Source organism: Labrys sp. WJW (assembly GCF_001676615.1).
GTDB lineage: Bacteria > Pseudomonadota > Alphaproteobacteria > Rhizobiales > Labraceae > Labrys > Labrys sedimenti.
The window spans coordinates 1-15,202 of the sequence record NZ_LYXZ01000077.1 but is presented as its reverse complement, the minus strand read 5'-3'; the positions used below and the strand labels follow the sequence as shown (position 1 = coordinate 15,202).

General features: G+C 61.7%; 13 protein-coding genes and 2 pseudogenes. 8 read left to right on the top strand and 7 right to left on the bottom strand.

The annotated features are described in order from the left end of the window. Window positions 1-8 precede the first annotated feature (8 nt). Together BA190_RS32905 and BA190_RS35595 are read left to right on the top strand one after the other, a co-directional pair. Window positions 9-179: pseudogene (locus tag BA190_RS32905) on the top strand (biopolymer transporter ExbD); the annotation flags it as partial. 49 nt (window positions 180-228) lie between these two features. After that, window positions 229-414, top strand: a complete 186-nt coding sequence (locus tag BA190_RS35595; protein WP_245315030.1) for an energy transducer TonB — start codon at window positions 229-231, stop codon at window positions 412-414. A 201-nt stretch (window positions 415-615) separates the two neighbouring features. Here BA190_RS35595 and BA190_RS32900 read toward each other — a convergent pair whose 3' ends face one another. Further along, window positions 616-855 carry a hypothetical protein gene (locus BA190_RS32900; protein WP_068298648.1) on the bottom strand — a complete coding sequence of 80 codons (240 nt, stop codon included), beginning with the start codon at window positions 853-855 and terminating at the stop codon, window positions 616-618. Window positions 856-1,029: 174 nt separating this feature from the next. Here BA190_RS32900 and BA190_RS32895 point away from each other — a divergent pair, with 174 nt between their 5' ends. The 6 genes from BA190_RS32895 to BA190_RS32870 all read left to right on the top strand — a co-directional run bounded on the left by BA190_RS32895 (window position 1,030) and on the right by BA190_RS32870 (window position 8,320). Continuing rightward, complete coding sequence (locus BA190_RS32895) at window positions 1,030-1,950, top strand: AraC family transcriptional regulator (protein WP_156771806.1); 921 nt, start codon at window positions 1,030-1,032, stop codon at window positions 1,948-1,950. A gap of 243 nt (window positions 1,951-2,193) precedes the next feature. After that, window positions 2,194-4,386 carry a TonB-dependent siderophore receptor gene (locus tag BA190_RS32890; protein WP_162275276.1) on the top strand — a complete coding sequence of 731 codons (2,193 nt, stop codon included), beginning with the start codon at window positions 2,194-2,196 and terminating at the stop codon, window positions 4,384-4,386. A gap of 95 nt (window positions 4,387-4,481) precedes the next feature. Then, window positions 4,482-5,318, top strand: coding sequence for an alpha/beta hydrolase (locus BA190_RS32885; RefSeq protein ID WP_068298640.1), 837 nt, complete (start codon window positions 4,482-4,484; stop codon window positions 5,316-5,318). Next, window positions 5,311-6,435 (top strand): ABC transporter substrate-binding protein, encoded by a 1,125-nt coding sequence (locus BA190_RS32880; protein ID WP_068298634.1) that lies wholly within the window; start codon window positions 5,311-5,313, stop codon window positions 6,433-6,435. Before BA190_RS32885 ends, BA190_RS32880 begins: the two co-directional genes overlap by 8 nt. Further along, window positions 6,432-7,529, top strand: a complete 1,098-nt coding sequence (locus BA190_RS32875; RefSeq protein WP_245315029.1) for an iron ABC transporter permease — start codon at window positions 6,432-6,434, stop codon at window positions 7,527-7,529. The genes BA190_RS32880 and BA190_RS32875 overlap by 4 nt, the downstream gene beginning before the upstream one ends. After that, entirely contained in the window at window positions 7,529-8,320 is a 792-nt protein-coding gene (locus BA190_RS32870; protein WP_068298632.1) for an ABC transporter ATP-binding protein, read from the top strand. Before BA190_RS32875 ends, BA190_RS32870 begins: the two co-directional genes overlap by 1 nt. A gap of 70 nt (window positions 8,321-8,390) precedes the next feature. On the opposite strand, the pseudogene BA190_RS32865 reads toward BA190_RS32870, so the two are convergent. The 6 genes and pseudogenes from BA190_RS32865 to BA190_RS32840 form a co-directional block, all read right to left on the bottom strand. After that, window positions 8,391-9,017, bottom strand: a pseudogene (locus BA190_RS32865) (IS6 family transposase). Between the two features lie 83 nt (window positions 9,018-9,100). Continuing rightward, the gene (locus BA190_RS32860; RefSeq protein ID WP_068298629.1) at window positions 9,101-9,295 is read right to left on the bottom strand and encodes a hypothetical protein; all 195 of its coding nucleotides are present in this window, start codon (window positions 9,293-9,295) and stop codon (window positions 9,101-9,103) included. Between the two features lie 409 nt (window positions 9,296-9,704). Then, the gene (locus BA190_RS32855; protein ID WP_082980211.1) at window positions 9,705-11,159 is read right to left on the bottom strand and encodes an aldehyde dehydrogenase family protein; all 1,455 of its coding nucleotides are present in this window, start codon (window positions 11,157-11,159) and stop codon (window positions 9,705-9,707) included. 43 nt (window positions 11,160-11,202) lie between these two features. Continuing rightward, window positions 11,203-11,964, bottom strand: coding sequence for an SDR family NAD(P)-dependent oxidoreductase (locus tag BA190_RS32850; protein ID WP_068298623.1), 762 nt, complete (start codon window positions 11,962-11,964; stop codon window positions 11,203-11,205). Window positions 11,965-11,990: 26 nt separating this feature from the next. Beyond that, on the bottom strand, window positions 11,991-14,114 hold the full coding sequence (locus tag BA190_RS32845) for a hydantoinase B/oxoprolinase family protein (protein WP_068298621.1): 2,124 nt from the start codon (window positions 14,112-14,114) through the stop codon (window positions 11,991-11,993). 10 nt (window positions 14,115-14,124) lie between these two features. Further along, window positions 14,125-15,202, bottom strand: a 1,078-nt coding sequence (locus BA190_RS32840) for a hydantoinase/oxoprolinase family protein (RefSeq protein WP_162275274.1), incomplete at its 5' end; no start/stop codon positions are given.

Here is a 15,202-nt window from a genome sequence, read left to right as displayed (position 1 = left end):
TTGACGGCATGGGCGTCTCCCTCAAGGATCCGCAGGACGGCGATCTGTCGGAAGTCTCCGACATCAATGTCACGCCGTTCATCGACGTCATCCTGGTGCTGCTGATCATCTTCATGGTGGCGGCGCCGCTCTCCACCGTCGACGTCGCCGTCGACCTGGAAGACCTTGCTGGCGGCCCATTTCCGTCGCTTCCGGCGTCCCGGTTTCGGAAAGGGGACCGCCACCGTTGTGTTCACGATCACTCGATCGGGCCAAGTCACATCTGCTCGCCTTGCTGCCTCTTCCGGGGATGCGGTTGGCGATACGGAGGCAGTCGCACTTGTCCGTCGTGCTAGTCCGGTGCCCGCTCCACCGCCAGGGCTGTTTGGCAGCGGCCCCCTGACGCTCAGCCAACCAATTCGCTTCAATCAATGAGAGTTTGGCTCATCCTCGACATCGTTTGCCGCCTTCATCGCCGAGATTCTTGCTAGGTTTGGAGCTCACCTTCGCAGCAGCCACCCTTGGTCGTTGGTCAATTCGGAGGCAGATTATTGGGTCGTCGGCGATAGTTGATGGCGCCGATGTCCGCAGCACCGCTATCGGCGCGCTTGATCGCGTTCCTGGCTGGATGCGTCTTTACCGCCTGCCAAAAAATTCGTCCTGGAGGACGCGCAGCTCTGGTACTTCCCGAAGGATCCACGCTGATTTGGGGTTTGGTCGTACCTGACGCTTGCCGGTGTCGGGGTCCTTGACAAAGCGCTGGCAATTCCAGACCAGCTTGCCGCTATGGAGTTCGTTGTTGAGGATGCCGTTGCCGCGCTTGGGATTGCAATTGATGGTGCCGAAGTCTCGATCGCCGGCAGCCGGTGCAGTCACACCGTTCCCATAAAAGAGCCGCCGTCACCAAATTCTCCATTTTGGTACGATTCCAAATTGTGCTTAATTTTCAAGTCGTTGCCTAATTTTGCCAGGAGCGCTAGAGGAGTTTCTCTCGGTCCATAGTTTGCGTAGCGGCACGAGCATCTTGCATGCAGTCGCGGAGGGCACCTCTTGTACAAATCAGCGATGCAAGTTCCGACAAACATGGTCCCGGATCATCGGCACGACACTACAGGGCCGCTCTATCAAAAGACATTTGTCAGTTATTTCGACGGTCAGCTGATCGTATCAACCGGAGAAAACGAGTTTCCTGAGCCCAAGATCGTTGCGACACCGTTGCGTCGTGGCCTGACGGTAGCTGTTGCCCTTTGCGGTCGGATGTCGTGCAAAATCGACGATCGATCCGTCGTCGAGATAGCCGGGCCAAACGCTACGCTCATCCTTAATAATTGCGAGCACAAGCGAGAACAGGTTTTCGCCGCGAATGTTCGGTTGCGCTACGCCATTGTCCACATTGCCCCTGCTCTCATCGAGGAGAAATTCAATCTCGATTTTTCGCACCTGATGGACGCGGGCAAACGCATCGGGCGCGAAGTAGACCCTGTTTTTCTGGCATTGCCGGCCGACGACGTGGTCCGCTCGGTTGCGTCCAAGATCATGGCCTGTCCGATTACGGGGTTGGGGAGGAACATTTATCTCGTCGGAAAGGCCCTCGAACTGGTGGCTCTCGTCCTCGACCAGTTTTTGCCTTGCTCGGTCGAGGAGCGCATGCATCTTCCCCTCAAAGATGTCGAGCGCGTGCAAAAAGTCCGCGAGATGTTGATCGAGAGCTATCGCGATCCACCGTCGCTGCCTGTCCTGGCTCAGCTGGTCGGCTCGAATACACGCAAATTGAACATCGACTTTCGGCGGGTTTTTGGAACGACCGTGCACGCCTTCCTGCAAGAGCATCGACTCCAAAGGGCCTACCAGAAAGTGACGGAAACCGACCTCAACGTGTCCGAGATCGCCTATTCAGTTGGATACCAGCCCGCTCATTTTGCCACGATATTCCGCAAAAGGTTTGGCCTGCCGCCGACCGAGTTGCGCTAAGCGACCGGCGCATAGATCACCTTAAAACCGCGATAAACTGCGTCAAAAGCCTTTGTCCAATTCGCGAAAGGCTTGTGTGTTGCCCCCCGAGGCCGCGCTGGCATACCCCTGCATCACAAAGTGACGGGGCCTTCGATCACACCATTCATCCAGATCGGGGCCGGTAATCTGATCGGGACTTAGCACGTGCGCAATCTTGCACCTCGACCTCTCCTGGGATCTGCCCTGCTGGCAGTTGCTGCCGTGACCATCACCAGTGCCCGGGCACAAGATCGCGATGGTGGTGCCATTGAACTGGATCCAGTGATCGTGAACGCCGAAAAGGCCAATGGACCAGTCAACGGCTATGTCGCACAGCGCAGTGCCACCGGCACGAAGACCAATGCTGCAATCGTGCAGACACCGCAGTCTATTTCGGTCGTCACGCGTCAGCAGATCGAGGCCCAGGGCGCGCGAACGGTGTCGGAATCGCTACGCTACGAGCCAGGGGTGGTTGCCGAAACGCGGCCTGGCAGCCGCTTCGACACCACGTTCATCAGAGGTTTTGGCGGCTTTGGAGGCAACGCCAATTACATTCAATACTGGGACAATCTTCGTTTGCCCAAGGGCGTGTCCTACAACGTTCCTTCCATCGATCCCTATCTGCTCGAGCGTATCGAGATCCTGCGCGGGCCGGCCTCGGTGCTTTATGGACAGGGCAATCCCGGAGGCCTGATCAATCTTGTCAGCAAGATGCCCAATGCGAGCGCCAAGAACGAAATCCAGCTGCGAACGGGCAGTCACAATCTGGCCGAACTCGATTTCGATCTCAATGGTGCGGTGAATGCTGACGGGACCTTGTTGTATCGTGTGATTGGTGTGGGCCGCAAAGCCGATGGCGGCGTCGACTACACCAAGGACGAGCGCTTCCTTCTGGCGCCGATGATCACTTGGACTCCCGATCCCGATACCTCGGTTACATTGCAGGCCACCTATCAGCGGGATCCCGACAGCTACCAATCGAATTGGTTGCCAGCCCTGGGTACCCTGCAGCGCAACCCCAACGGTCAAATCCCACGGGACTTCTTCAGCGGGAATCCTGCCTACAACAGCTTTGACCGGACCCAGGCAACGATTGGCTACCAGGCCCAGCATCGCTTCAACGATACCTGGAGCGTACGCCAGAACTTTCGCTACATGCACGCCGAAAGTGAATTCAAGGCCTTGTCGGTTCCCGGGGGCGGCAGCGCATGGGCGTCTGCAGCCCTGTGCGGCGGGGTCAGTTATCTCTGCCTTGCCAGATCTGCGACCCACTACGTTGAAAATCTCGACGCAGTGGCGGTCGACAATCAACTGGAGGCGAATTTCGCCACAGGGCCGCTGGAACACAAGCTGCTGGCTGGACTCGACTTTCAATATCTCAATGCCAATGCGACTTATGGCAATGGGGCAACGACCTATGTCAACTATCTCAATCCCATATATGGATCCATCACGGCGCCGACCTTGACCACCTATCAAAAGCAAACACGAACGCAGATTGGAACCTATCTCCAGGACCAGATCACGTTCGGTGGCTGGCATGCCATTTTAGGCGTTCGCCATGACTGGGCCAATACCAGCGTCGACACCCAGAACCTGGCCACTGGAGCCCTGACACGCGGCCGGACACGCGACACCGCCTTTACCTGGAAAGCAGGCCTGCTCTACGAATTCGACAATGGTCTTGCGCCCTACGCCAGCTACTCGACCTCGTTCGATCCGACCACCGGAACGGGATATGGCGGCGTTGCCTTCAAGCCGACGACGGGCCAGCAATATGAAGCCGGCATCAAATATCAGCCGCCGGGCTTCAAGGGCTTGATTACGGCATCCGTATTCGACCTGACGCAACAAAATGTGCTGACCACGGATACCCTTCACACCAGTACCAACACGGCCGTGACGCTGTGCAGTTCGACCACCTGTCAGATTCAAACCGGTGAGGTGCGCTCGCGCGGCGTCGAAATCGGGGGCAAATTGACGCCCGTCGACGGTCTCAACCTGATTGCCTCCTATACCTACAACGATGTGGAAGTCACCAAGAGCAATGTGGCCAATGTCCAAGGCAAGGTGCCGGTCGGCGTGCCCAGGCAGACGGCCGCTCTTTGGGCTGATTACACCTTCCAATCCGGTACCTTGGCCAATCTCACCGTGGGGGCTGGTTTGCGATATGTGGGCTCGTCCTTTGGCGACCAGACCAATACGCACGCCATGCGCGTTCCTTCCTATACGCTGGTGGACGCATCCATCAGCTACGATTTCAAGGACCTCAGGCCCGCCCTCAAGGGCTGGCGTGCTTCGCTGACCGGCAGCAACCTGCTGAACAAGACATATGTGGCAGCGTGCGCTTCAGCCAATCAATGCTTCTACGGCACGGGCCGCACCATCACCGGCTCACTATCCTATCGATGGTAGCAGAACCGACAATGCAACCATCTCACCACGCATCTCAGCGCGCCGACACCGCAGCCGTTCACGAGAAGAGATCGCTTCTCCTCGATCAGCCGCGCATGGCAGGCTACGCCCGTGCCGAAAGCCATCGCGTCGCCACGAACCGTGGTCGCACCTATCTGGTCAATGTCGCCCTGCCGGAAGGCGCGCCGCCGCCGCAAGGGTTTCCCATCGTTTACGTCCTCGATGCCGGCGCCTGTTTCGGCACCATGCTTGAGGCGGTGCGGATGCAGTCACGAAGGCCGGCGAGAACCGGGGTGGAGGCTGCGATCGTTGTCGGCATCGGCTACGATACCCAGGAGACGTTCGATATCGACCAGCGTCTGCACGATCTGACGCCCTCGGTGACACAAGAATTTCCAGGTTCAGGCGGAGCGAACGAGTTCTTGGATTTTCTTGAGACGGATCTGCTTCCTGCCTGCGAGCGACGCTACACCGCTGATCCTCGCCGGCGCCTGCTGTTTGGGCATTCGCTCGGCGGCCTGTTCGCACTCCATGTCCTGTTCACTCGCCCGTATCTTTTTTCCAGCGTCGCGGCCGCAAGCCCGTCCTTGTGGTGGGATGGTGGCGCTTTGAAAGCCGAGCGCCTTTTCTGCGCTCGTTACGACCGGCTAGCCCAGCACACGCGCCTCTTGATTTGCATTGGAGCATTGGAGAGGGGGCTTCCCGCAGGTCTGCTGAAACTCCAGCCCAATGCCGGGGACAAACATATGGTGGATCGGGCGCGTGAACTGGCAACGCGGCTGCAGGCTCTGAACGACCCACTCTTGAACATCTCCTTCGTCGAGTTTGCCGATGAAAACCATGCCTCGGTCGTTCCGGCTGCGATCAGCCGGTCCCTGCGCTTGTTGACGCGCCTTTACCCGGAAGCGAGGGAGGGGGCGGCGGATGTATAACCGTCGCACCGTCTTGTTTTCGTTGGCCGCCGGTTCTCTCGCCTTGTCGAGCGGCAGACGCGCTTTTGCCTCCACGCAAGCGATAGTGGTCAAAGACGTTGCCGGTCGAACGGTCAGCCTTGCCAAGCCGGCCCGGCGCATATTGTTGGCGCAGGGCCGCCAACTGCCCGCGTTGGCCATCGCCCACCCGCAGCCCGTCGATCTGCTCGCCGGTATCGGCGGAGAGTTTCGCCAACAGGATCCAACCGCTTTCAGGCATTATCTCGCGGCCTTCCCCAATCTTGACGGCGTTCCCGTCGTTGGTAAGGGGACGCTGGAAACATTGTCGATCGAACAAGCGATTTCAGTGGCGCCGGATGTCATCATCCTCAGTCGAAGCTTGGCCGGTCCGTTTGATGCCAGCGGTGCGAGTGCGATCGTCAAGCGCTTCGAGGCGACGGGAATTCCAGTGGTGGTGGTCGATTTCCATGCCAGCCCCCTGCAGGACACGGTGCCGAGCCTGCGGCTCCTGGGCCAGCTATTGGACACGCAGGAACGAACCGAAGCGTTTATTCGTTTCTACCAAGCCCGGCTTGATCGGATTCGTCAGCGCTGTGCCGGCCTGCCATCCCGCCCACAAGTCTTCATGCACGCCCATGCCGGGGGCACGGATTGCTGTTTTACGCCCGGCAAGGGAACCTTCAACGACTACATCGCAACGGCCGGCGGCATCAATATTGCCGCACGGTTGGTGCCTGGCGTAAGCGGGCAGATCAGCAGCGAACAGCTTTTGTCGATCAACCCCGACATCTACCTGGCTACCGGCGGGGAATATCAGGCCGGACGTGGAGGGCTCGTCGTGGGAGCCGGCATTTCGTCTCAGCAGGCGACAGACAGTTTAGGAAAAATACTTCATTCCCCCGTAATCGCAGCACTGGACGCCGTCCAAAAAAAGCAAGCACATGGGCTTTGGCAGGGCTTCAATGACAACCCGGTTCATATCGTGGCAATCGAGGCAATGGCCAAGTGGTTCCATCCCGAGACGTTCCAGGACACCGATCCCAATCAGACGCTGGATACTCTGAACCGAATGCTCGCCGTGCCGATGGCAGGTACCTATTGGGTCGATGCGGCATGATGGAGATCGGTTGCGACAGTAAAAAACATACCATTCCGGCCGACCAGACCCACCAGGTTTGGTCGCCTGCGCTGGAAGCGCATCGGCGAATATTGCAGCGTCGACGCCTAGTCATCGTTGCCTTGGCGTTGGCGGTCGTGTTTGCATGTTTCATCGACATAGCCACGGGTCCGTCGGGCATGGGGTTGTCGACGGTGATCCATGGAATCGTTTCGCCCTCCGCCGTGGCGCCGCGGGACTTATTGATCTTGTGGGCAGTGCGCCTTCCGGTTGCACTCATGGCTGTCCTGGTGGGTGCCGCTCTTGCTCTGGCGGGAGCAGAGATGCAGACCATTCTCGACAATCCTCTCGCCAGTCCCTTTACCACTGGCTTGTCCTCAGCCGGCACTTTGGGGGCAGGGCTCGTCATCGTGCTTGGCATTTCTCTGCCTTGGCCGTCTTCGGACTGGCTTTTGCCAGCATCCGCCTTTGTCTGCGCGTTTGGTTCAGCCCTTTTGCTGAAGGGGTTGTCGATGCTGCGCGAGGGGCGCGAGACCCTTGTCCTGGTTGGCATCGCTCTGTTTTTCACCTTCAATGCCGTGGTTGCCCTCTTGCAGTTCGTCGCCAGTGAGCAGGCATTGCAGCAATTCGTATTTTGGTCTCTGGGTTCGCTAGTCCGCGCAGACTGGCAAAGAGTGGCCATGCTGGCTACGGTCCTGGCTCTTGTGAGCGCTTTCTCATTCCGGGTACGCCACCAGCTGACGGTCTTGAAACTGGGCAGCGACCGGGCGCGCACGCTCGGACTGGACGTTGAACGCATGCGTTTCTTTGCCTTGATGCGCATAAGCCTGTTGACGGGAGCTGCGGTGGCATTTGTCGGCGCCATCGGCTTCGTCGGCCTGATCGGTCCGCATGCAGCGCGCTTGCTGGTTGGCGAGGATCACCGCCTTTATTTGCCGGCGAGCGTCTTGAGCGGCGCCCTGATCATGTCGCTGGCTTCGGTTGCAAGCAAGTCGATCATACCCGGCACCCTGTTGCCGATCGGGATCGTCACCGCCTTGATCGGAATCCCCGGCTTCTTGCTGCTGGTCGTCACACGCACGGATCACCGGTGATGCTGCCTGCAGATGCCGTCCTTCGCGTTCGTGAGCTTTGCGTGACCTACCGCCATCGGCCCGTACTCAGGCAGATCTCGCCCAGCCCCTTCCTGCCGGGCACGATAACCGCCTTGGTCGGTCCGAACGGAGCCGGCAAATCGACCCTGCTTCGAGCCTTGGCAGGGCTCGTTCCTGCAATCGGATCGGCCATGCTTGCGGACAAGGATTTGCTCGGCTTATCTCCTTTCGAGCGCGCTCGCTGGATCAGCTTCATGCCGCAAGCTTCGCCCTATGGCGGCGCATTGACCGCGATCGAGACGGTTATGGCGGCGGCACGGATTGCCCCATCCCCTGCGAGCGGGTCGCCGCGTCACCGCCCGGAATGGCAGGCTGGATATATCCTCGACAAATTGGGAATACTGGGTCTTGCCACCAGCAGGATCGACCAATTGTCTGGTGGACAACGCCAGCTTGTGAGCCTGGCCCAAACCATTGTCAACGATGCGCCTTGTTTGCTGCTGGACGAACCGACGAGTGCGCTTGACTTGCGATATCAACACCAGGTGATGCAGCATGTGCGCGATCTCGCTGGCCGGGGGCACATCGTCATCGTCGTTCTGCATGACCTTTCACTGGCCAACCAATGGGCCGATCGCATCATTGTGCTGGAGGCTGGCCAACTCTATCGTGAAGGCCCTCCCGTCGACGTTCTCAATGCCGAGATGCTGAGGGATGTCTACAAGGTACGAGCTGATGTGAATGTCTCGCCGTTGCAGCCCCTGCAAATCCACATCCACGGTTCAGCTTAGGATGACGACCATTTCCAGGGGTCTATCGCAAACCTAAAGTCTCGATGCGGTTGCCCGCTTTGGCGATCGCTCAGGCGGCCAGAATTTCGAACGGCTCTGCGATCGACGGAACGGGATTATACGCATACCTCGCCTGCCGCTTGCGCATCATGTGGACCATCTCGATGCCGGAGAGAATGACGTCGGCGCTCAAGTGCGACTTAAAGCCGAGCATCGACCGGTTGCGGCGCTTTACACCGCGATGATCCTGCAGCCGGTTCTCGCCATCGCAGGCTATGACTGCCTCACGGTTTAGCTAGCTGCCAGCAATGACGATGCGTTCTGGACGTCCATGATGATTCAGGGCCATGCGGATGAAGCGCTTGGCAACCTGTGGATCATGGTTCTCGCAGACGAAGAACTCGATCGTTTCGCCGACACTATCGATGGCACTGTACAGATACATCCAGCGACCGCGGAACTTGATGTAGGTCTCGTCGAAATGCCATTTGCTGGTGACGGCACGCTTGCACCGGTTGAAGCGCTCAGGCAGCCGCGGCGAGAAATGCACGATCCAGCGGTGGACGGTCGAATGGTCAAGGCCGGCTCTGCCAGCATTTCTTCCAGGTCGCGAACACTGAGATTGTAAAGCCAAGTACCAGCGGACGCACAGCGGAATCACCGCGTGATCGAAATGGCGGCCTTTGAACGTGAAGATACTCCGCGAATGAAGGAGCCTTCATGCCTCAGATAATCTTGACGGAAAGTTTGCGACAGAACCGTTGGCTGCGCGTTCAGGCCTTAAGCCTTCCGGAACAGGACGCGGAACTGTGGGCCGGAAATCGTCGCCATCGTCCTGCTGGGTACGGGCAAGACGGCGATTACCGCAGATGCTTCGATGTTTTCTTGAGCGAGAGCGGCATTGAGCGCTTGTATCGTCGCTTCCGTGTAGATCTCACCAATAGGATCGATTGTAGTCGTTTGGGCTGAATTCATGGCTTGTCTCCATCTTGTTCGACGTTGAAGCGGAGCGACTGCATGAAGCTTTGCCGCCGTCGATTTCATTCGCTCAATAATTCATCCTATCCATCAGATCTAATCGCATTATCTTCTGTTTCTAATCAGAAAATCTTATCATATCGAGAACTGCATGCTGCAATCGACAATTGCGCCGTGCCCTTCTCGACCCTGCTGCCCGCGACATTCACGCGCTCAGTGGCCATCGGCGATTGAATTGCTCAAGCAAGATATCGGCAAAAGCACCGCGGTGTTATTGAGCGCCGAAATAGCGACCTGAAAAACATGAAGTCATTGGCCGAATGAGGCTAATACTCATGCCATTCGTGCCCCTATATCGCGGGTGCAGCCGGTCAAGCAGCGCGATTGGGTATGCGGACCTATCGGCTCACCCGAGCATGATGTTGATGGTCTTGGCCTCGGTGTAGGAGAGCATCTCCTCGATGCCTTCCTCACGGCCGACCCCCGAATTCTTCATGCCGCCGAAGGGAACGCCGAGGAAATGGTTGGAGCAGCCATTGATCCAGACATGGCCGGAACGGATCCTGCGGGCGACGTTGAGGGCATTGCGGATGTCGTTGGTCCACACAGCGCCGGTGAGGCCGTACTCGGTGCTGTTGGCGAGGTCTACCGCTTCGTCCACCGTCTTCCAGCGCCCCACCGACAGGATGGGTCCGAAGACTTCCTCCTGCCACAGCCGCATGCCGGGCTTGACGTCGGCATAGACTGACGGCTCCACCCAGAATCCCTTGGCGAAGCGTTCCCCTGCAGGCTTTCGGCCGCCTGTCATCAAGCGCGAGCCGTCATTCTTGGCGCTGTCGAAAAAGGAAACGACCTTTTCCAATTGCAGGCGTGAATTGAGCGGACCCATATCGGTGGCGGGATCGAAGGGGTCGCCGAGCTTCAGGCTGGCTACCCTCTCGACCACGCGTTCGAGCACGGCATCATGGATGTCCTCATGCAGCAGCAGCCGGCTGGTGGAGCCGCAGGACTGGCCCTGCCAGGTGAAGTTCATACCGCGGACCGCAGCGGCCGCGATGACATCGGGATCGGTATCGGGAAAGGCGATCAGGGGGTTCTTGCCACCCAGTTCCAGCGTCACATGCTTGACCGCCACCTCGGCGGCCGAGCGCTGGATGGCACGGCCGGTCTGGGGCGAGCCGATGAAGGCGATGCGCTTGATGCCGGGATGCCGCACGATGGCATCGCCCACCGTGGCGCCCGGGCCGGTGACGATGTTGAACACACCCGGCGGCAGGGCCTTTCGAGCGACTTCGGCCAGCAGCAGCGCCGACAGGGGGCTGGTTTCCGGCGGCTTGACGATTACCGCATTGCCCGCCGCGAGCATGGCGGCGGTGCGGGCGACGGCGAACATCAGCGGGTGGTTGAAGGGCGCGATGCGCGCCACCACGCCATAGGGTTCCCGCACGGTGAGATGCAGGTTCTCCGCGGTGGCAGGGATGGTCTCGCCCTTCAGCTCGTGGATGAGCCCGGCATAGTAGCCGAGGCTGTCGACGGCATGGCCGACATCGCCGCGCATCGGCGTGATGGTGTTGCCGGTGTCGGCGACCTCGATCCTGAGGAACTCCTCGGCGCGGGCACGCAGGGCCTCGCCGAAGGCGCGCATGCGGGCGCCGCGTTCGGCCGGGGTGAGGGCGGCCCAGGCCGGCCAGGCGGCATCGGCTGCGATAAAGGCGCGCTCGACGTCCTCGGCCGTGCCGCGCGGCGAGCGGCCGATCACCTCTTCGGTGGCGGGGTTGATCGAGAGGTCGAACTCGCCGCTCGAGGCATGCACCAGTTCGCCGCCGATCAGCATCCTGTCCTGTTCTATCGCGTAAGCCATGTCTGCGTACCTCTTGCGGCCGCCCTGCGAGGGCGGCCCGGGGTCAATGGGTGATCATGCCGCCGTCGGCATTGAGGAGCTGTCCGGTGATCCAGCGGGCCTGGCGCGAGAGCAGGAAGGCGATCGCATCGGCGATATCGTCGGGGCCGCCGGCGCGTTTGAGGCATTGCTGCTCGATCATCGCGGCCTTCTGTTCGGGCGTCACGGTTGCCCGCTCGACCTCGGTGAAGGTCGGGCCGGGGGTCAGCGTGTTGACCCGGATCGCCTGGCCGCCGAGTTCGCGCGCCATGGCCCGCGAAAGGCCCATCACGCCGGCCTTGGACGAGACGTAATGGGCATAATTGGGCCGCCCGAAAAGGATGGTCGAGGAGGCCACGTTGACGACCGAACCCTCGCCCGATGCCGCCAGCGCCTCGCGGGCGGCGCGCGTCATGTTGAAGACGCCCTTGAGATTGACGGCCTGGACCTGGTCCCATTCGTCGGAGGGGATCTCCCAGAAGGGGCGCATCTTCAGGGTCGAGAAGATCGAGGCGTTGTTGACGAGGCCGAACGCACCGCCAAAGGCTTCGAGTGTGGCCGCGACGGCGGCCTGGCAACTGGCCTCGTCGGCGACATTGGTGCGCACGAACAGGCGCCGGCCGGTTCCCGGCGTGTCCTCTTCGGCCACCGAGCGACCCTTGTCCTCGTTCCAGTCGGCGATGCAGACATCGACGCCTTCGCCGACCAGCGTGAGGGCGAGCCGGCGCCCGATGCCTTGCCCGGCGCCGGTGACGATGACGGCGCCGCGTGCGGGATAATTTTGCATGGTGAGTTCCTTTCGTGCCGACAGTCTCAGGCGGCAGCGCCGAGCTGCAGCGTGACCAGGGACGGCTCGTCCTTGCGCACGACCTCGGCTTCAAGCAGGGTGCCGCAGGCGGTGCAGACATGTTCGCGCAGCTCGAGATCGACGTGGGTGCGGATATGCGGCCCGTAAGATTCCGGTTCCACGCGATAGCTGCGCACCTTCTCCTTCCAATTCGCCGCCACGGGGCCGAGGTCGCAGCCACAGCCGCAGGCAAAGCGCTCGTCTGCGATAGTGAGCTCGCTTTGGCCCGCTGCCCGCGTGGGCGCGGTGCCGGCCAGGCGCCGGACGCGGATCGCGGCCCGGGCTTCCTCGGTGGCGTGCCTGTCGATGGCGCCGTTCGCGATCACTACGCCATATTGGGCGGCCGCGGCAGCGGAGCTGACATGGCCGTTGACGATATCCCTAAGCACCGCGTCGGGATCGCGCAGCAGGGGGTCGCCATAACCGCCGCCGCCCTGGAAGGCGTAGCCGAGCACGTCATGCGAGGTGAGGCGCATGCGGCCGGGCTTGGGGCCGAGCTCTTCGACACCGGCCGTCAGCAAATCGTCGAGATCACCGGCGAGACCAGCCAGGACCGCCGGATCGCCGGCGTCGCGGCGGATGACGTTCCGGCCGCAGGCGCCGGGCAGGCCGCCGAACTGGCCGATGGCATTGGGCACTTCCACGCCATGGCCCAGCATCATCGCCTGCAGGGCATCTGTGCCATAGGGCGCGATGGCGAGGGCGGCACCGGCACCGCCGCGCTGGCGGCCGGGCCCGCCGCTGTCGGGCACGAAGGCGCGGAAGAGATAGAGCAGGGGGCCGTTCGCCTCATTGGCCTCGACATTGGCGATGGCCGGCCGCGGCACGCAGAAATCACCGGAACCGTCGAGGCCATCATGGTCGGGGAAGGCACCGCCTCCGCCCGCCGTGGAGTCGAGCAGGAAGGTGCCGAAGGGCGCGCCGTCCCGATCTCGGCCGGCCAGCGTCATCACCATCATGTGGCCCTTGGTGACGGCCTGGCTCTCGCCGGCATGTTCGGGCGAGCAGGCCACCAGGCGCGACAGCGCAGAAACCACCACGTTCTGGACGATCCAGGCGGTCGAGATCGTGCCCGAGGAGATCGGGGCCGGCCAGGAGGCGTTGCACAAGATGCCTTCCGGCGCCACGAAATCGACGGCGCGCAGGATGCCTTCGTTCCAGCGGATGCGGGGCGCCAGGATGGGCAGCAGGCCGGTCAGCGCGGCGCCGCGCATGCCCGAGGCCGTGCAGTTGATGAAGCCGGGCGCCTGGGGCGAGGTGCCGGTCATGTCGAGGGTGAGGCGATCGCCCTTCTTGGTCGCGGTCACGCAGACGCGGTAGAGCACGTTCTCGTGGCCGTCATGCTCGATATAGTCGCGCGCCCGGAAGACGCCGTCGGGCAGGGCTGAGAGGACTTGGCGGATCTGGCGCTCGGAACTGGCGATCTCCTCGGCCATGATGGTTTCGACGGTGTCGCCGCCATAGCGGTCCATCAGTTCGACCAGCCGGCGGGCCGCCACGGTGTTGGCCGCGATCATCGCCTTGAGGTCGAGCCCCAGGACATGGGGCAGGCGGGTCATGCCCATGATCATCTGCCACAGATCCTGGCGCAGCACGCCGTTCTCGACCAGCTTGATGCCCGGCAGCAGCATGGCTTCCTGCTGGATCTCGGTGGCGCCGATGGCCCAGGAACCGAAGCTCATGCCGCCGACATCGAGCTGGTGGGCGCAGGAGCCGGCCCAGGCGACATGACGGCCTTGATGGAAGATCGGAGCGACGATCGAGACGTCGGGCTGATGGATGGCACCGCGATAGGGATCGTTGAGGATGAACATGTCGCCCTCCCGGATGCCCGGATTTTCGGCGAACTCGGCATTGATCGAGCGGATCACCGAGGACATCGTTCCGGTGTGGAACAGCACCTGCGGGCCCATGGTGACGATGGAGCCGTCGGCGAGATAGAGGCCGTTGTTGAAGTCGGTCGCCTCGGTCACCACCGGTGAGCCGGAGACCGATTTGAGCGTGATCGCCTGTTCCTCGGTGATCGCCTGCAGCTTGTTGCGCACGACCTCGAAGGTGATGGGATCGATGGCGTTGTCGGTTGTAGACATGGTGGTCTTCCTAACGCTGCTCGATGGTGATGTTGCTGGTGGCGTCGAGCCGGGCGATCTGGCTGGCCGCGACGAAGACCGAGGTCTCGGGATGCTCGATGACGGCAGGGCCGGGAACCGTGAAATCCATCGGCAGCTCGCGCCAATTGTAGACGGCGCACTCCATCCATTCGGCGGCCACGGGCTCGAAGATGCGGCGCTTGCCGACCGTCGGCTCGGATGAGGGCGCCGTGAGGGCGATCTCCGGCCGGCGCGCCTTGCCGAAGGCCTCGACACGGATGTTGGTCAGCTCGATGCCGGCTTCGCGGAAGGCAGATCCCTTGCCATAGGTCTGCTCGTAGACGGCCTCGAAGCGTGCGACGAGGTCGTCCAGCGTCGCGTCGGCGATCTCGCCCGATGGCACGGGAATGATGAGGTCGTTGGTCTGGCGGCGATAGCGCAGGTCCGCCGTGCGCACGAGCTGGATGTCCTCTTCCGCGACGCCAGCCCGGCGCATGGCATCGAGGCATTCGGCTTCGAGGCTCGCAAAACCCGCCGCGATCTCGGAGGCGACCAGGCCGTCGGCCGGGGCGCGGGACCCGCCGCCCGCCCGCATCAGCAGCGACTTCTCGACCGCGAACTGCAGATCGGCGGCTAGCGCCCCATAGGCCGAATGCGCCATTGAGGTGACCGGGACCACCATCTTGGGCACGCCGAGCTCGGCGCCATAGCCGGCGCAATGGACCGGGCCGGCTCCGCCATAGGCAAAGATCACGAAGTCGCGCGGATCATGGCCGCGGCCGATGGTGACCTCGCGTAGCGTATCGGCCATCTGGGCATCGACGATGCGGCGTATGCCGGCGGCCGCCTCCTCGGTGGTCAGGCCGAGCGGCCTGGCGATCTGTTCCTCGATCGCGGCTGAGGCCGCCGCCTTGTCGAGCTTCATCTTGCCGCCGAGAAAGGTCTGGGGGTCGATGATGCCGAGCACGACATCGGCATCGGTGACGGTGGCGAGCGTGCCGCCGCGCCCGTAGCAGACGGGCCCCGGCCGGGCCCCGGCGCTGTCGGGCCCGACGCGCAGCTGCCCGTCGACGACGCGGGCGATGGAG